Origin of the sequence: Pseudarthrobacter phenanthrenivorans (assembly GCF_036455295.1) — a bacterium.
In the GTDB taxonomy this organism is placed as follows: domain Bacteria; phylum Actinomycetota; class Actinomycetes; order Actinomycetales; family Micrococcaceae; genus Arthrobacter; species Arthrobacter phenanthrenivorans_C.
Genome location: NZ_JAYXNX010000002.1, coordinates 21,305 through 42,546 on the forward strand (window position 1 = coordinate 21,305; position 21,242 = coordinate 42,546).

Annotated in this window: 17 protein-coding genes; 7 read left to right on the forward strand and 10 right to left on the reverse strand. The window is 66.4% G+C overall.

Translation table 11 applies throughout. From position 1 onward, the window contains the following. Positions 1-20: 20 nt before the first annotated feature. From VXJ37_RS02550 to VXJ37_RS02560, 3 genes are read right to left on the reverse strand one after another with little or no spacing between them, the layout of a single operon-like run. Entirely contained in the window at positions 21-932 is a 912-nt protein-coding gene (locus VXJ37_RS02550; RefSeq protein ID WP_331321502.1) for a MaoC family dehydratase, read from the reverse strand. Then, positions 929-2,269 carry a 3-oxoacyl-ACP reductase gene (locus tag VXJ37_RS02555; RefSeq protein ID WP_331321503.1) on the reverse strand — a complete coding sequence of 447 codons (1,341 nt, stop codon included), beginning with the start codon at positions 2,267-2,269 and terminating at the stop codon, positions 929-931. Before VXJ37_RS02555 ends, VXJ37_RS02550 begins: the two co-directional genes overlap by 4 nt. Positions 2,270-2,277: 8 nt before the next feature. Further along, positions 2,278-3,633, reverse strand: a complete 1,356-nt coding sequence (locus VXJ37_RS02560; protein WP_331321504.1) for an acetyl-CoA C-acetyltransferase — start codon at positions 3,631-3,633, stop codon at positions 2,278-2,280. Positions 3,634-3,652: 19 nt separating this feature from the next. Between VXJ37_RS02560 and VXJ37_RS02565 the strand changes: the two genes are divergently transcribed. After that, entirely contained in the window at positions 3,653-4,420 is a 768-nt protein-coding gene (locus tag VXJ37_RS02565; protein WP_440589769.1) for a TetR/AcrR family transcriptional regulator, read from the forward strand. Position 4,421: 1 nt separating this feature from the next. Continuing rightward, positions 4,422-6,536, forward strand: coding sequence for an acyl-CoA dehydrogenase family protein (locus VXJ37_RS02570; RefSeq protein WP_331321506.1), 2,115 nt, complete (start codon positions 4,422-4,424; stop codon positions 6,534-6,536). A gap of 106 nt (positions 6,537-6,642) precedes the next feature. Here VXJ37_RS02570 and glgA read toward each other — a convergent pair whose 3' ends face one another. Further along, on the reverse strand, positions 6,643-7,848 hold the full coding sequence (gene glgA / locus VXJ37_RS02575; protein WP_331321507.1) for a glycogen synthase: 1,206 nt from the start codon (positions 7,846-7,848) through the stop codon (positions 6,643-6,645). A 102-nt stretch (positions 7,849-7,950) separates the two neighbouring features. Between glgA and glgC the strand changes: the two genes are divergently transcribed. The 3 genes from glgC to VXJ37_RS02590 all read left to right on the forward strand — a co-directional run bounded on the left by glgC (position 7,951) and on the right by VXJ37_RS02590 (position 11,388). Next, positions 7,951-9,360: a glucose-1-phosphate adenylyltransferase gene (gene glgC, locus VXJ37_RS02580; RefSeq protein WP_331321508.1), complete on the forward strand. Its 1,410-nt coding sequence runs from the start codon at positions 7,951-7,953 to the stop codon at positions 9,358-9,360. Between the two features lie 87 nt (positions 9,361-9,447). Further along, complete coding sequence (locus VXJ37_RS02585) at positions 9,448-10,899, forward strand: SDR family NAD(P)-dependent oxidoreductase (protein WP_331321509.1); 1,452 nt, start codon at positions 9,448-9,450, stop codon at positions 10,897-10,899. An 18-nt stretch (positions 10,900-10,917) separates the two neighbouring features. After that, complete coding sequence (locus VXJ37_RS02590; protein ID WP_331321510.1) at positions 10,918-11,388, forward strand: pyridoxamine 5'-phosphate oxidase family protein; 471 nt, start codon at positions 10,918-10,920, stop codon at positions 11,386-11,388. Positions 11,389-11,453: 65 nt separating this feature from the next. Here the strand turns inward: VXJ37_RS02590 and VXJ37_RS02595 are convergent, their stop codons facing one another. The 3 genes from VXJ37_RS02595 to VXJ37_RS02605 are packed head-to-tail and all read right to left on the reverse strand — an operon-like array spanning position 11,454 to position 14,845. Further along, the gene (locus VXJ37_RS02595; RefSeq protein ID WP_141941308.1) at positions 11,454-12,305 is read right to left on the reverse strand and encodes a transglutaminase family protein; all 852 of its coding nucleotides are present in this window, start codon (positions 12,303-12,305) and stop codon (positions 11,454-11,456) included. Continuing rightward, entirely contained in the window at positions 12,302-13,228 is a 927-nt protein-coding gene (locus VXJ37_RS02600; RefSeq protein WP_141941306.1) for an alpha-E domain-containing protein, read from the reverse strand. Before VXJ37_RS02600 ends, VXJ37_RS02595 begins: the two co-directional genes overlap by 4 nt. 60 nt (positions 13,229-13,288) lie before the next feature. Beyond that, positions 13,289-14,845 carry a circularly permuted type 2 ATP-grasp protein gene (locus VXJ37_RS02605; protein WP_141941304.1) on the reverse strand — a complete coding sequence of 519 codons (1,557 nt, stop codon included), beginning with the start codon at positions 14,843-14,845 and terminating at the stop codon, positions 13,289-13,291. A gap of 113 nt (positions 14,846-14,958) precedes the next feature. On the opposite strand from VXJ37_RS02605, the gene VXJ37_RS02610 reads away from it, so the two are divergent. Both VXJ37_RS02610 and pepN read left to right on the forward strand, forming a co-directional pair. Next, on the forward strand, positions 14,959-16,017 hold the full coding sequence (locus VXJ37_RS02610) for a YeiH family protein (protein WP_331321511.1): 1,059 nt from the start codon (positions 14,959-14,961) through the stop codon (positions 16,015-16,017). 33 nt (positions 16,018-16,050) lie between these two features. Next, positions 16,051-18,708 (forward strand): aminopeptidase N, encoded by a 2,658-nt coding sequence (pepN, locus tag VXJ37_RS02615; RefSeq protein WP_331321512.1) that lies wholly within the window; start codon positions 16,051-16,053, stop codon positions 18,706-18,708. Between the two features lie 90 nt (positions 18,709-18,798). On the opposite strand, the gene VXJ37_RS02620 is transcribed toward pepN, so the two are convergent. The 3 genes from VXJ37_RS02620 to VXJ37_RS02630 form a co-directional block, all read right to left on the reverse strand. Further along, positions 18,799-19,896: a lipoate--protein ligase family protein gene (locus tag VXJ37_RS02620; RefSeq protein WP_331321513.1), complete on the reverse strand. Its 1,098-nt coding sequence runs from the start codon at positions 19,894-19,896 to the stop codon at positions 18,799-18,801. A gap of 97 nt (positions 19,897-19,993) precedes the next feature. Further along, positions 19,994-20,251: a type B 50S ribosomal protein L31 gene (locus tag VXJ37_RS02625; RefSeq protein WP_018761303.1), complete on the reverse strand. Its 258-nt coding sequence runs from the start codon at positions 20,249-20,251 to the stop codon at positions 19,994-19,996. Positions 20,252-20,426: 175 nt separating this feature from the next. Continuing rightward, positions 20,427-21,236, reverse strand: a complete 810-nt coding sequence (locus VXJ37_RS02630; RefSeq protein WP_331321514.1) for a TrmH family RNA methyltransferase — start codon at positions 21,234-21,236, stop codon at positions 20,427-20,429. Positions 21,237-21,242 lie beyond the last annotated feature (6 nt).

The window sequence follows — 21,242 nt, forward strand, 5'->3', positions numbered from 1 at the left end:
GCGTCCGGCTGTTGCCCTGGCTAGACGGCGGTGACCGTCCCGCTGAAATGGCGCCGTCCGGTGCGGGGGCTCCAGGCAACATAGTCGGACCGTTTCCACGCCCCTGCCCCGCTTTGTTCCGAGGTGATCTCCAATGCAACCCGTGAGGGAAGGAAGACCGGGGCCTCAAACTCGACGTCCCAAGTGAACGAATCTCCGCGGGCCGGCCCCACATCTGCGAGCGCACGTGATGCCAGGTACATTCCGTGCGCTATGGAACGCCGCATGCCCAGCGCCTTGGCCGAGAGCACGCTCAGGTGGATCGGATTGAAATCTCCCGACACTGCTGCGTATGCCCGGCCCGTATCTACTCCAAGGTGCCACAGCGCCGTTGGGTCCGGCGTTGTGAAGTCCGGCCTGGGCGGAACTGCCGTGGGTTTGTCTATCCCCGGCAGGAACACACCCTTGGCCAGGTATGTCGAGACTCCCCGCCAGTGGACGTCCGATGAGCCCGAGCGCCGCACTTCCGCCACAACGTCCACCTGCGTACCCGCACGGTGGCCACGAAGATTCTCAACCCTCGCCGTCATATCCAGAGTGTCGGTGAAGACCAGGGGCGCCCTTTGCTCCACCCGGTTGCGTAGGTGGATCATCCCCAAGAGGGGAAGCGGAAAGTCGTCGCGGTTCAGGACGCTCATGGCCAGCGGGAAGGCGATTGCGTGGATGAAGCCTGCCGGCAGGACGTCGCTTGCCGTCTCGCCTATCAGGTGCTGGTAGGCCGTAAGGTTTCCCACGTCGACGCTAACGCCCCGGACTTCGTGGCTTTCAGCCGGAAGCACGGCGGAGTCGTGGGTTCCCAGCAGCCTGCGGCGGGCCGCCTGCGCGGCGGCATTGACATAAAGCTTGGACAGGGAGGGCATCTCTGCCAGGACCACCGGTTGCTGGAGCGTCATGCCCCCACCAGATTCTGCCCGCATACACGCAGCACCTGCCCGTTGATTCCACCGGCCGCGTCACTGGCGAGGAACGCTATGGTCTCTGCAACGTCGGATGGCAGTCCGCCCTGCTGCAGCGAGTTCAGGCGCCGCGCCACTTCACGGACGGCAAAGGGGATGCGTGCGGTCATGTCTGTTTCGATGAATCCGGGGGCGACGGCATTGATGGTACCGCCGGCAGAGGCGAGCAGCGGAGCGGTGGCGCGCACCATTCCCATCACTCCCCCCTTGGACGCTGCGTAGTTGGTCTGCCCCCGGTTCCCAGCGATGCCGCTGGTGGAGGCAACTGAAACAATACGCGGAGTTGACCGGAAGTATTCGGAGGCCAGCAGGGCCTCGTTGATGCGGAGCTGCGCAGCAATGTTGATGTTGATGACCATGTTCCAGCGCGCCTGGTCCATGTTGGCCAGGAGCTTGTCCCGTGTGACGCCGGCGTTGTGAACGACGATGTCCAGCCGACCGTGCCGTTGCACGGCATGGTCGATGATCCGCTGCCCCGCGTCGGCGCCGGTGATGTCCAGCTGCAGGGCGGTCCCCCGCACCTCATTGGCGACGGCTGCCAACTGGTCACCTGCTGCCGGAATGTCCACGAGGACCAGGGTGGCGCCGTCCCTGTGCAGGGTGCGGGCAATTTCAGCCCCAATGCCCCGGGCTGCGCCGGTGACTACGGCCACCTTCCCCGCCAGAGGACGGTCGGGATCTGCGGGAAGCGCCCCGTCCTCCGTGGAGACCGCCAGGAACTGGCCATCCACGAACGCCGAGCGGGCCGACAGGAAGAACCTGAGGGCGCCCAGGACACTGGTGCTGGTGGTCGCCGTTCCGTCGCCGAGAAGCACCCCGTTTCCCGTTGCGCCTGCCCGCAGTTCTTTGGCAAGCGACCTCAGGAAGCCATCCACTCCCTGCCGTGCAGCCGCAGCATGGGGCGAAGACGCCTCTGCGGCCGGCCGTGACAGCGTGATGACCCGCCCATAGGGTTGCAGGTCGCGGAGTGAGCCGGCCGCTGCCAGCACGGGCCTTTCAAGCTCCCCCGGGTGCTCCACCTCGTCGAGGACCAGGATGATGGCCGCCAGCTTCTCCGCCGGAACGGCGTGCCGCCTGATGTCAAGGTCCCAGGACAGCAGTTCGGCAGCGAGTTTGTCTGCGCCCGGCGTGTCTCCTACGACGACGACGGGTCCGGTCACCAGTGGTTGGCCGGACTTGTAGCGGCGCAGTACGGCGGGCTGCGGAAGGCCCAGCTTTCTGGCAACACTGCGGCCCAGGCTGCTGTTGACCATTTGGGTGTATGTATCTGCCACGCCGCCCCCTACAGAGATTCCATAATTGCGACGACGCCCTGGCCGCCTGCTGCGCAAACGGACACCAGGCCCCTGGCGGGACGCCCCGTGGAAGCTGCCTTGGCGTGGAGCATTTTTGCAAGCGTGCCCACGATCCTGCCACCGGTGGCCGCGAAAGGGTGGCCCGCTGCCAGCGAAGACCCATTGACGTTGAGCCGTGTCCGGTCGATGCTGCCGAACGCGCCATCCAGGCCGAGCCTGGTTCGCCCGAACTCCTCGTCTTCCCATGCGGCCAGGGTGCTGAGGACCGTGGCCGCGAAGGCCTCGTGGATTTCGAAGTAGTCAAAGTCGGCCAGCGTCAGGCCCTGGCGGGCCAGGAGCCGCGGCACAGCGAAGACGGGGGCCATCAGCAGCCCGTCCTTGCCGTGGACAAAATCCACGGCCGCGGCCTCGGCGTCCACGACGGCTGCCAGTTTAGGGAGGTCGCGGGCATCTGCCCACTCGTCGGAGGCAAGCAGCACGGTCGACGCACCGTCGGTGAGCGGGGTGGAGTTTCCGGCCGTCATTGTGGCGTCGGCCCCGAGATTGCGGCCGAAGACGGGCTTCAGGGAGGCAAGCTTCTCCATGGAGGTGTCCGCACGAAGGTTCGCGTCTCGCGTCAGTCCGCGGTAGGGGGTCATGAGGTCATCAAAGAACCCTGACTCGTAGGCTGCGGCGAGATTGTGGTGGCTGTTCAACGCCAGTTCGTCCTGTGCCTCGCGGGAGATCTTCCACTGCGCAGTGGTCAGGGCCTGATGCTCACCCATGGTCAGGCCGGTGCGGGGCTCTGCCGTGCCGGGGGCCAGTGGTGCCAGGTCCTTGGGACGCAGGCGGCTCAGGATCTGGAGGCGCTGGGGCAGCGTCCTGGCGCGGTGCAGGTCCAGGATGACCTCGCGAAGTCCTTCGCTGACCACCACCGGCGCATCGGAAGCGGAATCCACGCCGCCGGCAATGCCGGACTCGATCTGCCCCAGCTTGATCTTGTTTGCCAGGCCCACCACGGTTTCGAGGCCCGTGGCACAGGCCTGCTGGAGGTCGTACACGGGGGTCTCGGCGGAGAGCGCTGATCCCAGGACGGCTTCCCGGGTGAGGTTGAAGTCCCGCGAGTGCTTCAGTACCGCACCCGCGGCGACCTGGCCGATCCGCTCGTCCTGAAGCCCGAACCGGGCAATCAGGCCGTCGAGGGCGGCGGTCAGCATGTCCTGGTTTGAGGACTTTGCATAGGCGCCGCCCGCACGGGCGAACGGAATCCTGTTGCCGCCGACGATCACTGCCCTGCGGGTTGCCGGGACGGCGGCTGCGGCCGGTCCCTCGGGGGCGGGGGTTGTCTGTCCGTCTATGGACATGGATGGCTCCTCTGGTCACATGTGGTTACCGATACCCAGCGTACCTGATACGCTGGGTATCGTGAACTTTCTGGACACGAACATCCCCTTGGCCGTCGAACTGGCTTCTCCCGCCAGCCCTGACGGCCGTTCCTCGCGCTGGCAAAGCCACAGGGAGGAACGGCGCAGGGACCTCATCAAGCAGGCCCGGCGTGCCGTGCATGCGCTGGGCAGTGACGCGTCCATGGAGGACATCGCCACAGCCGCGGGTACCTCGAAATCCGTCTTCTACCGTTACTTCGGGGACAAGGCCGGACTTCAGCAGGCAGTGGGCGAAGTGGTCCTCAACCAGATGCAGCACCGCATCCAGGAAGCAGCACAAAGCGCGCTCACGCCGCGGGAGGGCCTGCTGGCGATGGTCTCGGCCTATCTCCAGATGGCCGACACCAGCCCCAACGTCTACGCATTCGTCACCAGCTATGCTCCCGGCGAACCCGCGAACCCGCCGCATAATGCCGCCGGGGGCCCGCTGGGCCACTTCTTCGAAGCCATCGCGGACATGATTGCCACGCCCATGCGCTCGCATCTGCGCGATGTTGACCAGACCGTCATCGGCTACTGGCCCAAGGCGGCCATCGGCCTGGTGCGCAATGCCGGCGAACAATGGCTCAGCACGCCGGACTCCCCGGCCAAGCCGAGCCAGGAGAGCATGGCCCGCCAAATCACCGCCTGGCTGTGCGTGGGAATTGCCCCTGAAGTTTCACTGGCCTCACCGACCACCAAGTTATCCGCCAAAGAAGGACTATGACATGACTGACGTAGTGGACCGCCCCGCCGGCAAGGGCCCCCGCCCCGCGGCAACCTTTGCAGCCACCATCCCGGCCATAAACCCTGAACCCGCCATCGACGTCGAGGCACTGGGCCGGCAGCTCCTGGGCAAATGGGCTGACGTTCGGCTCCAGGCAAGGGAGCTGGCCGCGAGGCCGGAACTGCACAAGGTCGAGGGCCTGACGCACACGGACCACCGTGCACGCGTCTTCGGGCAGCTCAAGTACCTCGTGGACAATGAAGCCGTACACCGGGCTTTCCCCACCGAACTGGGCGGCTCCGACGACCACGGCGGAAACATTGCCGGGTTCGAGGAGCTCGTGGTGGCTGATCCGTCGCTGCAGATCAAAGCGGGCGTCCAGTGGGGACTCTTCGGCTCGGCGGTGATGCATCTGGGCACCGAGGAGCACCACGCCAAGTGGCTGCCCGGCATCATGAACCTGGAAATCCCCGGCTGCTTTGCCATGACCGAAACCGGCCATGGCTCAGACGTGGCCAGCATCGCCACCACGGCAACGTATGACCCCGCCACCGAAGAATTCGTGGTCAACACCCCCTTCCGCGCCGCCTGGAAGGACTACATCGGGAACGCCGCAAATGACGGACTGGGCGCCGTCGTTTTCGCGCAGCTGGTTACCCGCGGCGTCAACCATGGAGTGCATGCCTTCTATGTGGACCTTCGGGACCCGGACACCAAGGAATTCCTGCCCGGGATCGGCGGGGAGGACGACGGCATCAAGGGCGGCCTGAACGGCATCGACAACGGCCGGCTGCACTTCACCAATGTCCGCGTTCCCCGGACCAACCTCCTGAACCGCTACGGCAATGTCGACGCGGACGGAACCTACACCTCACCCATCGCCAGCCCGGGCCGGCGCTTCTTCACCATGCTCGGAACCCTGGTCCAGGGCCGCGTCTCCCTGGACGGAGCCGCCGTCGCTGCCTCCAAGGTAGCGCTGAAGGCAGCCATCCAGTACGCCACCGAGCGCCGCCAGTTCAACGCCTCCTCCCATACCGAAGAGGAGGTCCTGCTGGACTACCAGCGGCACCAGCGCAGGCTGTTCACCCGCCTCGCAGCCACCTACGCGGCAAGTTTCGCCCACGAGCAGCTCCTGCAGAAATTCGACGACGTCTTCTCCGGCGCCCATGACACCGACGCGGACCGGCAGGACCTGGAGACCCTGGCGGCGGCATTGAAGCCCCTGAGCACCTGGCACGCACTGGACACGCTGCAGGAATGCCGGGAAGCCTGCGGGGGCGCCGGCTTCCTGATTGAGAACCGGTTCGCCTCGTTGCGGGCAGACCTGGACGTCTACGCCACCTTCGAAGGCGACAACACCGTATTGCTCCAACTGGTGGCCAAGCGACTGCTTGCCGACTACGCCAAGGAGTTCCGCAACGTGGACTTCGGCGTCCTGGCCCGCTACGTGGTGACCCAGGCGGCGGGCGCCGCGGTCCACCGGACCGGCCTGCGGCAGGTGGCGCAATTCATGGCGGACACCGGCTCGGTCCAGAAGGCCGCCATCGCCCTGCGGGATGAGGACAGCCAGCGCGCGCTCTTGACTGACAGGGTCCAGACCATGGTGGCAGAGGCGGGAGCCGCCCTCAAGGGCAGCAAGCGAATGCCGCAGGACAAGGGCGCGGCCTTGTTCAACCGGCACCAGAACGAACTCATCGACGCTGCGCAGGCCCATGCCGAACTGCTGCAGTGGGAGGCGTTCACGGACGCACTCCAGACAGTGGAGGACCCGGGGACCCGGAAGGTTCTGACGTGGTTGCGCGACCTGTTCGGCCTGTCGCTGATCGAGAAGAACCTGTCCTGGTACCTCATGAACGGGCGCCTCTCCATGCAGCGCGCACGCACCGTGGGCGGCTACATTAACCGGCTCCTGGAAAAGATCCGCCCGCACGCCCTGGATCTGGTGGACGCCTTCGGGTACGGCGATGACCATGTTCGCGCAGCCATCGCCACCGGTGCGGAGAAGGTGCGGCAGGATGAAGCCCGCGAGTATTTCCGCAACGCGCGGGCGAGCGGGCAGTCGCCGGTGGACGAGAAGGTCCTGATCGCCCGGACCGCGGCGGACCGGAAGGGCTGAGTCGTCGCCCGGGCCTAAACAGCATGCCCCGAAGCACGGAAACAACGACGGCGCCGCTCCCCTGCCAAGGGAAGCGGCGCCGTCGTGCGTTGCGCTGCCGGGACGCTCAGGCTCCGGCCGGGAGCACTGAGCGGTAGACCTCAAGGGTGGTCTCGGTGATGGACTCCCAGGAGAAGTGTTTCTCAGCCCGTTCCCGGCCCGCCTGCCCCATGGCCCGGGCGCGTTCGGGATCGGACACCACCTCAATGAGGGCGTCGGCGAACTCGCGGACGAACTTCTCGGGGTCCAGGGGCGTCCCCGTGCCGTCAGTCACCTGTTCCAGGTCAACCAGAAGGCCGGTGCGGCCATGGTCGACAACCTCGGGGATGCCGCCGGTTGCGCTGGCCACCACTGCCGCGCCACAGGCCATGGCTTCGAGGTTGACGATGCCCAGCGGTTCGTAGATGGACGGGCAGGCGAAGGCAGTGGCGTGGCTGAGGACCTGGATCAGCTCGTGGCGCGGCAACATGCGTTCGATGAGCACCACGCCGGTCCGCTGCTTCTGCAGGTCCTCGATCAAAGCGGCGGTTTCCGCTGCCAGTTCCGGGGTGTCCGCAGCACCGAGGCACAGCACCAACTGGACGTCCGCCGGAAGTTGCGCGGCTGCCCGAAGGAGGTACGGGACGCCTTTCTGGCGTGTGTTTCTTCCCACAAAGACGACGCTCGGTTTGGCAGGATCGATGCCCAGGGCGCGGACGGCGTCGTCGTTTTCGTCACGCTGCCACAGCTCCACGTCGATGCCGTTGTGGACCACCCTGACCTTTTCCGGGTCCACGTTGGGGTAGCTGCGCAGGATGTCCTGGCGCATGCCCTCGGACACGGCGATGATGGCCGCTGCCGCTTCGTAGGCCGTCTTTTCCACCCAGGAGGACAGGGCATAGCCGCCGCCCAGCTGCTCGGCCTTCCAAGGCCGCAGCGGCTCGAGGCTGTGGGCGCTGAGAACGTGCGGAATTCCGTGCAGCAAGGAGGCCAGATGGCCGGCCATGTTGGCGTACCAGGTATGCGAATGGACCAGGTCGGCACCCTGTACATCCGGCACAATGCGCAGGTCCACACCCAGGGTCTGCACCGCGGCATTGGCCCCGCCCAGGTCCTCGGGAACCTGGTACGACGTCACGGTTGCTCCGTGGTAATCGGCATCGCGGGGAGCGCCGAAAGCACGAACCTGCAGGTCAACATGCTTACTAAGCACCCTGCTCAATTCGGCTACATGCACCCCGGCGCCACCGTAGATCTCTGGCGGGAACTCTTTAGTCACAATGTCTATTCGCACAAGACCCAAGGTAGTCGTTCACGGATAACTGTTCTAGTGTGAAGGAGTCCGGGCCTACCGGACTGTCTTGGGGAGTTACGAAGGCGTACAGGAGCGACCATTATGCCGTTGACCAAAAAAGTCCTGGCCATTGTCCTCGCAGGCGGCGAGGGAAACAGACTGATGCCACTGACGGCAGACCGGGCCAAGCCCGCTGTGCCGTTTGCCGGCAGTTACCGCCTTATCGACTTCGCGCTGTCCAACTTGGTGAATTCCCGCTACCTGCAGATCGTCGTGTTGACGCAGTACAAGTCGCACAGCCTTGACCGCCACATCTCCGAAACCTGGCGCATGTCCACCCAGCTGGGCAACTATGTCGCGTCCGTTCCTGCCCAGCAGCGCGTGGGCAAGAGCTGGTTCCTGGGAAGCGCCAATGCCATCTACCAGTCCCTGAACCTGATCCACGACGCAAACCCCGACATCGTCGTCGTGGTCGGCGCCGACCACGTGTACCGCATGGACTTTGCCCAGATGGTGGCGCAGCACGTCAACAGCGGCGCCAAGGCCACAGTGGCGGCCGTCCGGCAGCCGCTGCACATGGCGGACCAGTTCGGCGTCATTGAGGTGGACCAGAACGATCCCCAGAAAATTGCGGCCTTTGTCGAGAAGCCGGCCAGCACTCCCGGCCTTGCCGCCGACCCCTCCCAGTTCCTTGCCTCCATGGGCAACTACGTGTTCGACGCCGACGCCCTGGTGGCCGCGCTGCACGTGGACGCTGAGCGGCTGGACACCAAGCACGACATGGGCGGGGACATCATCCCCTACTTTGTGAACCGCGGCGAGGCAGGCGTCTACGACTTCACGCTGAACGACATCCCCGGCTCCACCGAGCGCGACCGCACCTACTGGCGCGACGTAGGCACCATCGATTCCTTCTACGACGCCCACATGGACCTCATTTCGCCGCTGCCGGTCTTCAACCTGTACAACTCCGAGTGGCCCATCTACACCCGCCAGAGCATCTCGCCGCCGGCCAAGTTCGTGCGGGGCCAGAACAACACGGTGGGCACGGCCCTGGACTCCATCGTGGCCAACGGCGTGGTGATTTCCGGCGGCGTTGTGGAGGGCTCGGTACTGTCCAACGACGTCTACGTCGCCACCAGTGCCCGGGTCATCGACTCGGTCCTGATGGACAAGGTGCAGGTCGGCGAAGGCGCCGTCGTCAACCGGGCCATCCTGGACAAAAACGTCAAAGTTCCCGCCGGTGCGGCCATCGGCCTTGACGCGGATCTTGACCGGGCCCGCGGCTTCAAGGTCACCGAGTCCGGCATCACTGTCCTTGCCAAGGGGCAGGAAGTACCGGAACCCGGGGACGAGGAACGCCAGCTTGCCGCACGGCACCTGAGCCAGTTGCCGGCCGCCGTAAAGGCTGCCGCGGACCAGTACCCGGACGTGCGGGACACGGTGGACAAGGTGGCAGACACACATGCTGCCGCAGCGGCTGAAGCGACACCCGGAGCCCGAATCTCCTGACCCGGACCACGGACCTCTATGGCATCCGCAGGCCGGGACACCACTCATGGTGTCCCGGCCTGCGGCGTTCACGGTAAAATTTTCCCAATGAGCTCCCCCGATCTGACCCCTGAGGACATCCAGGCCTGCCTCAAGGTCCTGAACACCATCCACGCGTACGACGAGGAGCACCCGGACTACATCTCGGTGCGCCGCGCCACCGGAAAGATGTTCAAGGCCGTCAAGCGCCACCGCCGCGTCACCAAGCGCGATACCATCGCCGAGGCCGACCGCGCCGTCATCGCCCAGACAGCCACCGCCGCGCCGGACCGGATCGACGACGAGACCCGCGGCAACAAGCTCGCACCGTCTGCCACCGGCAAGGTCGCCGGCCACCTCATCCGCTCCCGCCCCTGCTACATCTGCAAGCAGCATTACACCCAGGTGGACGCGTTTTACCACCAGCTGTGCCCGGAATGCGCCGCGTTCAGCCACAGCAAGCGCGATGCCCGGACCGACCTGACGGGGCGTCGGGCGCTGCTCACCGGCGGCCGCGCCAAGATCGGGATGTACATCGCCCTCCGGTTACTGCGGGACGGTGCCCACACCACCATCACTACCCGGTTCCCCAAAGATGCGGCCCGCCGGTTCGCTGCCATGGAGGACAGTGGCGAGTGGCTGCACCGGCTCCGGATCGTGGGGATCGACCTGCGTGACCCCGCCCAGGTGATGGCCCTGACCGACTCACTCAATGAGGCCGGCCCCCTGGACATCATCATCAACAACGCCGCGCAGACCGTGCGCCGTTCGGGCAACGCCTACAAACCGCTGGTGGACGCGGAGGACGAACCCCTCCCCGCGGCACTGGAACAGGCCAACGGCGGCCCCGAGCTCCTGACCTTCGGCCACGCGCACGACAAGCACCCGCTGGCCCTTGCCGGCAGTGTCACCGACCACCCGGTCCTGGCCGGTGACGCCATCACCTCACTGGCGCTGTCCACCGGGTCCGCATCCCTGGAACGCATCGCCACGGGCACTGCGATCGACGCCGGCGGCCTGGTGCCGGACCTGGCCACCATCAACAGCTGGACCCAGGTAGTGGACGAAGTCGATCCGCTCGAAATGCTCGAGGTCCAGCTTTGCAATGTCACCGCGCCGTTCCTGCTGGTCAGCCGGCTCCGCGATGCCATGCGGCGCTCCACTGCCCGGCGCAAGTACATCGTGAACGTCTCCGCCATGGAGGGCCAGTTCTCCCGGGCCTACAAGGGCCCGGGGCACCCGCACACCAACATGGCCAAGGCGGCGCTGAACATGATGACCCGCACCAGCGCCCGGGAGATGCTGGACACCGACGGCATCCTGATGACCGCCGTAGACACGGGCTGGATCACGGACGAACGCCCGCACTTCACCAAGGTCCGCCTCATGGAGGAAGGCTTCCACGCACCCCTTGACCTGGTGGACGGGGCAGCCCGGGTCTACGATCCGATCGTCATGGGTGAACAGGGCGAGGACCAGTACGGTGTCTTCCTGAAGGATTACAAGCCCAGCCCCTGGTGATGGGCGTATGCTCACGGCATGAGCAACGAGTCATCAAGCCAAGTGCAGAACCTCGAACACCACGAATGCTGGGCCCTGCTTCGGACGGTGTCCGTGGGGAGACGGGCCGTGCTGGCTGACGGCCGTCCGGATATCTTCCCGGTCAACTACACGGTGGACGGCGGCACGCTGGTCTTCCGGACGGCACAGGGAACCAAACTGTCCGCAGCAACCGGCGGCGATGCCGCCGTCGCCATCGAAGCGGACGGCGTGGACCCCGATACCGGGCTGGCGTGGAGCGTGGTGGTGAAGGGCACAGCCGCCCTGGTCAAGAGCACCGAAGAGGTGCTGGAGACCTCCCGCCTGTACCTCTTCCCCTGGCAGTCCGGACGGAAAGACGCATTTGTGCGCATCACCCCGGACTCGGTGACGGGGCGCCGCTTCAAAGTCACCGATCCCATGACCTGGTGGACCCAGATCAACAGCTCAGCCCGGACGGCCCCGGAGTAGGCACCTGGACCCCAGCTGGCCGGCTGGCGTTTTCCCCGGCCATGACGGCCGGGGAAGCCGCCGTGTCAGGCGAGCTGGGTGATCTCCACGCTGACTTTCAGCGCGGACCCGCCGCCACCGGACAGAATGCCTTTCAGCGGGGATACATCCCGGTAGTCCCGGCCCCTGGCCACCGTGACGTGGAAGTCGCCGGCGGGCTTGTGGTTGGTGGGGTCCCAGCTGCGCCAGTCCCCGTCCCACCACTCAAGCCACGCGTGCGACTGCCCGGCCACGGTCTCGCCGATTCCGGCGCTTGACCGCGGGTGCAGGTAGCCGGAGACGTAGCGCGCCGGGATACCGCAGCTCCGCAGGGCACCGATGGCCAGGTGCGCCAGGTCCTGGCAAACCCCCTGGCGCTGGCCCCAGGCCTCCTCGGCGTTGGTGGTCACGGCCGTTGAGCCGGACATGTAGGTCATTTCACCGCGCATCCAGGCAAAGATGGCCATGGCTGCCTCGTGCGGGTTCTTTCCCGCCACGACGTCCGGGATGATGCCCAGCACTTCGTCGCCCGGGCCGCTGAGCCGGGACTGCGGCAGCCAGTCGCTGAAGGCGTCAAGGGTCTCCGGGGACTTCAGGTCGTCCCAGCCCACGATGTCAGCTTCGGCCGGGATCTTTTCCGCCCGGTGCACCTCCACGGTGATGTTGGAGACCACCTCAAGGTTCTCGTGCGGCATCTGCATGTCAAAGGCGGTGACCCTGGTTCCCCAGTAATCCCGGTAGGTGCTCACAGCCGCCTGCGACGGGGACACCTTGACCACAGACTCCAACACCACCTGCTGCGAGTCGGTCAGCGGGGTCATCCGCGCCTCGTTGTAGGACAGGGTCACCCGCTTGTTGTACTTGTAGGCCGTCCTGTGGACGATGCTCAACCGGGTCATGACAGTTCTCCCACCCAGGCAAGTTCGTCCGCCTGATTGAAGTACTTACGGGAAATGGCGTCCGAAGCCTGGGACACTGCCTTCTGGACCCGTTCCATGTGCTCGGGAAGTTCGGACATGAGGTCGTCCGTCCGGTGGAACTCCAGGAAGGTCCTGGCCTGTCCCACAATGCGGCGGGCGTCGTTGATGAAGCCCACCCGCTGCGCGGACGGGTCCAGCTTGGCCAGGCACTCGTCGGCGTCACGGAGCGCATACACGATGGACCGCGGAAACAGCCGGTCCAGGAGCAGGAATTCGGCGGCGTGCTGGTCACCGAACGCCGCGCGGCGGGTGCGGAGGAACGATTCGTAGGCGCCCGCGCAGCGCAGCATGTTGACCCAGGACATGCCGGCGGACAGCACGTCGCGGGTGGAGAGCATCCGGGCTGTCATGTCCGCGCGTTCCAGGGAACGGCCCAGGACCAGGAACAGCCAGCTTTCGTCGTGGCTCACCGTGGTGTCGGCGAGGCCGCTGACCATGGCTGTACGCTCCAGGGTCCAGTTGCAGAAACGGTAAGTGCCCACCACGTCCTTGCGGTGCTGGCTCAGGCCGTAGTAGGTGGTGTTCAGGCTCTCCCAGAGGGCCGAGGACACCGTCTCACGCGCACGGCGTGCATTCTCGCGGGCAGCACCCAGGGAGCCTGCGATGGACGTGGCGCTGGTTTTGTCGTAGGCCAGGGCGTGGAGCAGTTCGGGCAGCCCAAAGTCCTCGCTCTGCGGGCGGGCGCCCATGACCGCCAGGAGTTCCTGGGCCACGCTTTTGCGCTCCTCCATGGGGAGGTGGTTCAGGCGTTCCAGGTGCACGTCGAGGATTCGGGCGGTACCGTCCGCCCGCTCCACGTAGCGGCCGATCCAGAACAGGGACTCGGCAATTCGGCTAAGCATTCGCGGCTACCTCCTGCGCGCCCGGAACGTTGTAAAAGACATGCACGACGGCGGAGCGGCTCACTGCTGCTGCTCCGACTGACGGTCGCGCCAGTTGCTTTCCACCGGCCACACGGAGACCCGCTCGCGGACCGTGACGGACTGGCGGGGCACGGTTTCCACCGGCATCTGCGGCGAATCGGCCAGGACCCAGGTGTCTTTGGAGCCACCGCCCTGGCTGGAGTTGACGATCAGGGAGCCTTCCTTGAGCGCTACGCGGGTGAGGCCGCCGGGGAGCACCCAGACGTTGTCGCCGTCGTTGACGGCGAAGGGGCGCAGGTCCACGTGCCGGGGGCCGAACTTGTCGCCGGCCAGGGTGGGGACGGTGGACAGCTGCAGGACGGGCTGGGCGATCCAGCCGCGGGGGTCGGCGATGATCCGCTGGCGGAGGGCGTCCAGTTCGTCCGGCGAGGCGTCGGGGCCGATGACCAGTCCTTTGCCGCCGGAGCCGTCCACGGGTTTGACCACCAGTTCCGCGAGGTTGTCCAGGGTGTACTCCCGGGCTTCCTTTTCCTCGAGCCGGTAGGTGTCCACGTTGGCGATGATGGGCTCCTCGCTGAGGTAGTAGCGGATCAGGTCAGGGACGTAACTGTAAACCAGTTTGTCGTCGGCAACGCCATTGCCCACCGCGTTGGCGATGGTGACTCCGCCGGCGCGGGCGGCGTTGACCAGTCCAGGGCAGCCCAGCATGGAGTCGGACCGGAACTGCAGGGGGTCCAGGAAGTCGTCGTCGATCCGCTTGTAGATCACGTCCACGCGCTGCTCACCGGCGGTGGTGCGCATGTAGACACGGTTGCCGCGGCAAATGAGGTCGCGGCCTTCCACCAGTTCCACGCCCATGAGGCCGGCAAGGAGGGTGTGCTCGAAGTAGGCGCTGTTGAAGACGCCCGGGGTGAGGACGACGACGGTGGGATCGTCAACGCCCGCCGGTGCGGTTTTGCGCAGGGCCGAGAGCAGGCGGCGGGGGTACTCCTCCACAGGCCGGATGAGCTGCTGGCCGAAGGCTTCAGGAAGGCCCTTGGCCATGGCGCGCCGGTTCTCCAGGACGTAGCTGACTCCTGAGGGGACGCGGACGTTGTCCTCCAGGACGCGGAAGGTCCCTGCTGCGTCGCGGACCACGTCAATGCCCGAGATGTGGACGCGGACGCCGCCGGCAGGCTCGAACCCATGGACCTGCCGGTGGAAGTGCGCACTGGTGGTGACGAGCTGGCGGGGTATCACGCCGTCGGACACCACGGTCATCTTGTCGTAGACGTCGTTCAGGAAGGCTTCCAGGGCGCGCACGCGCTGGGCCACGCCCCGCTCAAGGACATCCCATTCAGCTGCGGGGATGACCCGGGGCACGATGTCGAGCGGAAAGGGCCGCTCCTCGCCCGCGTAGTCGAACGTGACGCCGCGGTCCAGGAAGGTCCGCGCCATGGAATCGGCGCGCGCGCTCACGTCCGCCAAGGAGAGCTTCCGGAGTGCCTCCGCCACCTGCCCGTACGAGTCCCTCGCCTGTTGCCCCGGGGCGAACATCTCGTCGTAGGCTCCGGTGCGGCCGGCGGCCTCGGAGTAATCCTGGAATAGGTCTGACATGTCCAATAGCCAACCATCTTTTTGTTTCGAGTTCATTACTGCCATCCATTCTGGCGTGTTGGCGCCAATGGCCCGGTTCGTACTTTACTGGGCCTTTCAGGCACAGTAGGTGAGTGCCCGTCAGCAGAAGACTCCCAGAGCCCGGTTCCGGCAGTTCCGGGACCAGGTTGGGACGCCTGCTGCCCGGCCTGGTGACAGCCGCAGCTGCCGTCGCGGCCGCCTTCATGCTGCACGGGCTTGTCCCGGCGCTGCCCGCGATGACCCTTGCCGTTGTGCTCGGCGTCCTTGCGGCCAACCTCCCCGGCACCAGTACATGGACCGGCGGCCGGGCACGGCCGGGACTGGATTTCGCGGGGAAACATTTGATGCGTGCCGGGATCGTGGTTCTGGGCCTGAAGGTCAGCATCATGGATGTCCTGCACCTGGGGTGGCTGGCCCTTGTCCTGATTGTGGCCGTCGTGGCGGCCAGTTTCGGGGGGACCTACGCCATCTCGCGCCTCTTCCACCTGCCGCCGGTGACCTCGCTCCTGGTGGCCACCGGGTTCTCCATCTGCGGGGCTTCCGCGATCGGCGCCGTGGCCGCCGTCCGGCGCATCCGGCATGCCGATACGGTCCTGCCCGTGGCCCTGGTGACCCTCTGCGGCACCCTGGCCATCGGGGTCCTTCCCCTGCTCGCCCACCCGCTGGGCCTTTCGACCGCTGTGTTCGGCGCCTGGACCGGGGCGTCCGTGCATGACGTGGGCCAGGTGGTGGCCACGGCGCAAACCGCCGGAACCGCCGCCCTGGCGATCGCCGTCGTCGTCAAGCTCACCCGGGTGCTCCTGCTGGCACCTGTGGCCGCGATGGCGGGCGCGCACCACCGGGTCCGCGCGCGTGACGTGGGTGCCGCGGATGGAAGCAAATCGAAAATGCCGCCCATAGTGCCGCTGTTTGTCGTGGGGTTCATGGCCATGGTGGCGCTCCGGTCCACGGGCTGGCTGCCCTCGCCCTGGCTCGATGCGGGGGCAACGCTGCAGGACATCCTGCTGGGTGCCGCGCTGTTCGGGTTGGGCTCGGCGGTGCGGATCCGGACCCTGCTGCACACCGGCGGACAGGCCCTCCTGGCAGCCCTGGCTTCCTGGCTCCTGATTGCCATACTGGGCCTGGGCGCGGCGTTCCTCATCGCCGGCTGAGCCGATGAAACGGCACCGTGATTAGATAGCCGGGTGTCACATGAGAATCTGCAGCGCCGCGAAGCCGCTGAACGATCAACCCTGATCAGCACCACCAGCTACGACGTGTCCCTGGACGTGCGGCAGGCTGCGGATCCGGCAGTCCCGGGCTACACGAGCCGCAGCGTCATCACCTTCACTGCAGAACCGGGCGCAAGTACATTCCTGGACTTCATCGGCAGCGACGTGCACAGCGTGTTCCTCAACGGCAAGGGCCTTCCGGTGGAGGACGTGGTGGAGGGCGCGCGGATCAGGCTGGACAACCTGCGGGCAGAGAACCAGGTCACCGTCACCGGAACGGCCCTGTACAGCCGGTCCGGTGAGGGCATGCACCGGTTCGTGGATCCCGCCGACGGCCAGTGCTACCTCTACACCCAGTACGAGCCTGCCGACGCCCGCCGGGTCTTCGCCAACTTCGAACAGCCGGACCTCAAGGCCACCTTCACCTTCCACGTCATGGCTCCCGCCCACTGGCAGGTTGCCTCAAACGGCACCGAAGTGCAGCGCACCCTGCTCACCAGCGACCCCGCCACGGCCTGCTGGGACTTCGCCCCAACGCTGCCCATGTCCACCTACATCACCACGGTGCTGGCCGGCCCTTACTTCAAGGCAGAGGACCGCTGGCAGGCAACGCTCGACGACGGCACGCACCTTGATGTGCCGCTGGCCCTCTACTGCCGGGCGTCGATGGCGGCGTCCTTCGACACAGAAGAGCTGTTTACCCTCACGAAGAAGGGCCTGGACTTCTTCAACCGGCTTTTCGATTTCCCGTACCCGTGGGGCAAGTACGACCAGGCCTTCGTGCCCGAATACAATCTCGGCGCCATGGAGAACCCGGGACTGGTGACTTTCACGGAGAGCTACGTCTTCACCTCCCGCGCCACCGACGCCCAGTACCAGGGGCGTGCCAACACCCTGCTGCACGAGATGGCGCATATGTGGTTCGGGGACCTCGTGACCATGCAGTGGTGGGACGACCTGTGGCTCAAGGAATCGTTCGCCGACTACATGGGAACCCTCGGCGTGGACCAGGCCACGGACTGGGACACCGCGTGGGTGAACTTCGCCAACAAGCGCAAGGCATGGGCCTACGTCCAGGACCAGCTGCCCACCACGCACCCCATCGTGGCCGACATCCCCGACCTGGAGGCGGCGAAGCAGAACTTCGACGGCATCACCTACGCCAAGGGTGCCTCGGTGCTCAAGCAACTGGTGGCGTACGTGGGCTTTGACGCCTTCATCGCGGGGTCACGGAAGTACTTCCGGAAGCACGCCTACGGAAACACGTCGCTGGCAGACCTCCTGGCGGCCCTGGATGCCGCCTCCGGCCGGGAGCTGACAGGCTGGGCCCGCCAGTGGCTGCAGACCTCGGGGATATCAACGCTGTCCCTGGACACCGGCTCCGGCAGCACGGAAGCGGACGACGCCGGCGTGCTGGGCCGGCCGGCAATCGTCCAGGAGGCGACGGATCCGGTCACTGGACGGGACGAACTGCGCCCCCACCGCCTGCGGGTGGGTTCCTACGGTTTCGACGCCGATGGCGCCCTGGTGCGGACCGGGAGCATCGAAACCGACGTGGCAGGCGCATGGACGGAACTCCCCCAGCTCGCAGGACAGCCGCGGCCTGCGCTCCTGCTGGTCAACGACGACGACCTCACCTACGCCAAGGTGCGGCTGGACCCGGTCTCCGAAGCTACCGTCCGGTCGTCGCTGGACAGGATCAAAGACCCCATGGCGCGCGCGCTCTGCTGGACGTCGCTCTGGAACTCGGCCCGGGACGGCGAAAGCCCCGCATCCCTGTACGTCGACGCTGTGACCGCCTTCGCCCCGGCGGAGACGGGCATCGGCGTACTCCTGAACATCCTCGACAACGCTGCGACCGCCGTCGAACGCTACACAGCGGCCGGCACCCGCGGCAGCGTCCGTGCATCCTTCCTGGCGGCGGCCGCTGCCCAGCTGGATGAGGCTGCGCCGGGCTCGGACCAGCAGCTTGCCTGGGCCCGCACCGTTGCCGCCCTGAGCCGGCATGACGATGCCCTGCTCCCCCGGCTGCGCCGCCTGCTGGACGGAACGTCCGCCGTCGAGGGGCTGGCGGTGGACGCCGAACTTCGCTGGCACTTCTGGCACGCCTTGGCCGCCCATGGCCAGGCCACCGCTGGTGAGCTGGATGCCGAACTGGCCCGCGACACCACCGCCTCCGGCCGGGCCGGGCACGCGACCGCCATGGCATCCCGGCCGGACCCTGCCGTCAAGGCCGCGGCCTGGGACGCAGCCGTCCACGGGACCGAATTGTCCAACCAGCTACTCACCGCCACCATCAGCGGCTTCACCACAGCCCCGCCGGCGCTCCTGGAGCCCTACGTGGAACCCTACTTCGACTGCCTGCGGACTGTTTGGGACACGCGCAGCATCGAAATCGCCAGCCGGATCGTCCGGGGCCTCTACCCTGCCGCCCAGGACCTGGTGCCCGGTGTCCGCCCCGGGGACCACCCCGTCGTCCTGCGGACGGATGACTGGCTTGCCGCCAACGCGGACGCCCCGCATGCCCTCCGCCGGATCATCATTGAGCAGCGCAGCCACCTGCTGCGGGCACTCACGGCGCAGGCCGCCGTCGTTCCCCACCGGCCCCCTAACCTCGCTGCGCTCGGCTAGGGTACCCTGCCGGCGTGGGCCCACTCATCGGTTGCTGAGTAACCGTCGTTTTGGGGCGCCAAAAGGACAATTACGCAGCACTCGATGGGACTAGGGGACGCGGTGGAGCCATTCCCGGGTGCCGAACTTGGCCGCCACGCGTTCCTCGGCGGCAGCCAGCTCGTGGCCTGCCAGCTGTGACGGCGTTGCCCCGTAGCGCTCGCTGAACACCTCGATCATCGCTTCGATGATGGCCATGCGGGCCAGGCCGGTCTGCCGGCGGAGCGGGTCCACGCGCTTCTTGGCGCTGCGGGTGCCTTTGTCGGAGAGCTTTTCCTTGCCGATCCGCAGGACCTCCACCATTTTGTCCGCGTCGATGTCGTAGCTCATGGTGACGTGGTGCAGCATGCCGCCGTTGGCCAGGCGCTTCTGGGCAGCGCCGCCGATCTTTCCCTGGTCCGTGGCAATGTCGTTGAGCGGGATGTAAAAGGCGTTGATGCCGAGTTTTTCCAGCGCGGCCATGGCCCAGGCGTCGAGGAACGGGTAGGAGTCGGCGAAGCTCAGCCCGTCCACGAGGGTCTGGGGCAGGTAGAGCGAGTAGGTGATGCAGTTGCCGGCCTCCATGAACATCGCTCCCCCGCCGCTGATGCGCCGCACCACGTTGATGCCGTGCTTGGCCACGCCCTCGGGATCCACCTCGTTCTGCACCGACTGGAAGCTTCCGATCACCACCGAAGGTTCCTGCCAGTCCCAGAACCGCAGGGTGGGGGTGCGTTCACCGGCGCCGACGGCCTCGGTGAGCACCTCGTCCAAAGCCACGTTGATTTCCGTGGGCAGCACGGTGGGCGCGATGATGTTCCACTCGTGGTCTGCCCAGGAAGTGGCCTTGGCCAGCGCACGGCGGACTGTGACGGCCACGGCGTCAGCGGAGAACCCGAACAGGACGGCCCCGGCCGGCAGGGCGGCGGTAACGGCGGCCGCGAGGTCCTTGGCCGGCGTACCTTCGGGAAGTCCGGCCAGCGCGCCGTTGATGTCCTCCAGCGCCTCGTCCGGTTCGAGGAAGAAGTCGCCGCTGAGGGAGACGTCCGCCAGGCGGCCGTCCACGACGTCGAGGTCCACCACCACCAGTTTGCCGCCGGGGACCTTGTACTCGCCGTGGAGGCGCTGGTTGCGGGCGGCATTGGTGGCAGGAGAGGGTGACTCGGTCATGCTTCCCATCCTGCCGCAGAAAGCGCGGGCGCGGTTAACACAGAAGGCCCGCACCGGAAACGGTGCGGGCCTTCTGTAACAAGCTTGGGCGAAGGAATTACTTCTTGCCGCCGAAGCCCTTGAAGCGAGCGTTGAAGCGCTCGACGCGGCCTGCAGAGTCCATGATGCGCTGCTTGCCCGTGTAGAACGGGTGGGACTCGGAAGAGATTTCGACGTCGATGACCGGGTAGGTGTTGCCGTCTTCCCACTCGATGGTCTTGGAGGAAGACACGGTGGAGCGGGTCAGGAACTTGGTGCCGGAGGCCAGGTCGTTGAAGACAACAGCTTCGTACTTCGGGTGGGTATCAGACTTCATAATGGGACCTTTGTTCACGCAGCTGGATTTTGCCAGCTGCCAGGTATGAATGGGATGGCTGGACGCTGTTGCATCAGCCGAAGCTGAAAAAGCAGGACAACCAGCTATCAATCATAGCCGATGCGGGGTGCCGTGACGAACCGGACCCGGGGCGCCTACCGCCTGCCTGCCCAGGTCAGCCGCGCGCCCGCAGTTCCCAAAAGGCCACGGCTGAGGCGGCGGCCACATTCAGTGAATCGACGCCATTGCGCATGGGGATTTTGAGGGCGAGATCGACGGCGGCGAGAGTCCCCGGACTCATGCCGGCACCTTCGGTGCCAAGCACCAAGGCGAGCTTGTCCAGGTTGCGGGATGCGACGGCGTCGACATCCTCTGCATCGGGGGTCAGTTCCAGTGCCGCGACGGTGAAGCCGTGGTCCTTGAGGACCTTAAGGTCGCCCGGCCAGTCCTGCAGGCGCGCCCAGGGAACCTGGAAGACCGTGCCCATGCTGACCCTGACGCTCCTGCGGTAGAGCGGATCGCCACAGCGAGGGGAAACCAGGACGGCGTCGATGTCCAAGGCGGCGGCGGACCGGAAGATGGCGCCCACGTTCGTGTGGTCCACGATGTCCTCCAGCACCGCCACGCGGCGGGCCCCGGCCAGGAGGTCCGGAAGCGGCACCGGCGCGGGGCGTTGCATGGCCGCCATGGCGCCGCGGTGCAGGTGGAATCCCGTGATTTCCTCCAACAGGGCAGCCGAACCGATGAAGGCCGGAACGTCGGGGTACGCCTGGAAGACGTCGTCGAGGTCTGCCATCCACTTTTCGGCGAGGAAGAACGACCGCGGCTGGTGCCCGGCCGCCAGCGCCCGGCGCAGTACCCGCGACGATTCGGCAATGTACATGCCCTCCGCCGGTTCGCGAAGCTTGCGCAGGTGCACGTCGGTCAGGGTGGTGTAATCGCTGACCCGGGGGTCGTCGGCGGATTCGAGGTAGTGGAAAGTCACCGGGTG

Coding starts and splice junctions, on each gene's coding strand:
- VXJ37_RS02595 (WP_141941308.1), bottom strand. CDS start 12,305: ATGACCCGGTTGAGCATCGTCCACAGGACGGCCTACAAGTACAACAAG.
- VXJ37_RS02605 (WP_141941304.1), bottom strand. CDS start 14,845: ATGTCAGACCTATTCCAGGATTACTCCGAGGCCGCCGGCCGCACCGGA.
- VXJ37_RS02620 (WP_331321513.1), bottom strand. CDS start 19,896: ATGACCGAGTCACCCTCTCCTGCCACCAATGCCGCCCGCAACCAGCGC.
- VXJ37_RS02590 (WP_331321510.1), top strand. CDS start 10,918: ATGAGCAACGAGTCATCAAGCCAAGTGCAGAACCTCGAACACCACGAA.
- VXJ37_RS02550 (WP_331321502.1), bottom strand. CDS start 932: ATGACGCTCCAGCAACCGGTGGTCCTGGCAGAGATGCCCTCCCTGTCC.
- VXJ37_RS02565 (WP_440589769.1), top strand. CDS start 3,653: ATGTGGTTACCGATACCCAGCGTACCTGATACGCTGGGTATCGTGAAC.
- VXJ37_RS02625 (WP_018761303.1), bottom strand. CDS start 20,251: ATGAAGTCTGATACCCACCCGAAGTACGAAGCTGTTGTCTTCAACGAC.
- VXJ37_RS02585 (WP_331321509.1), top strand. CDS start 9,448: ATGAGCTCCCCCGATCTGACCCCTGAGGACATCCAGGCCTGCCTCAAG.
- glgC (WP_331321508.1), top strand. CDS start 7,951: ATGCCGTTGACCAAAAAAGTCCTGGCCATTGTCCTCGCAGGCGGCGAG.
- VXJ37_RS02600 (WP_141941306.1), bottom strand. CDS start 13,228: ATGCTTAGCCGAATTGCCGAGTCCCTGTTCTGGATCGGCCGCTACGTG.
- VXJ37_RS02560 (WP_331321504.1), bottom strand. CDS start 3,633: ATGTCCATAGACGGACAGACAACCCCCGCCCCCGAGGGACCGGCCGCA.
- VXJ37_RS02570 (WP_331321506.1), top strand. CDS start 4,422: ATGACTGACGTAGTGGACCGCCCCGCCGGCAAGGGCCCCCGCCCCGCG.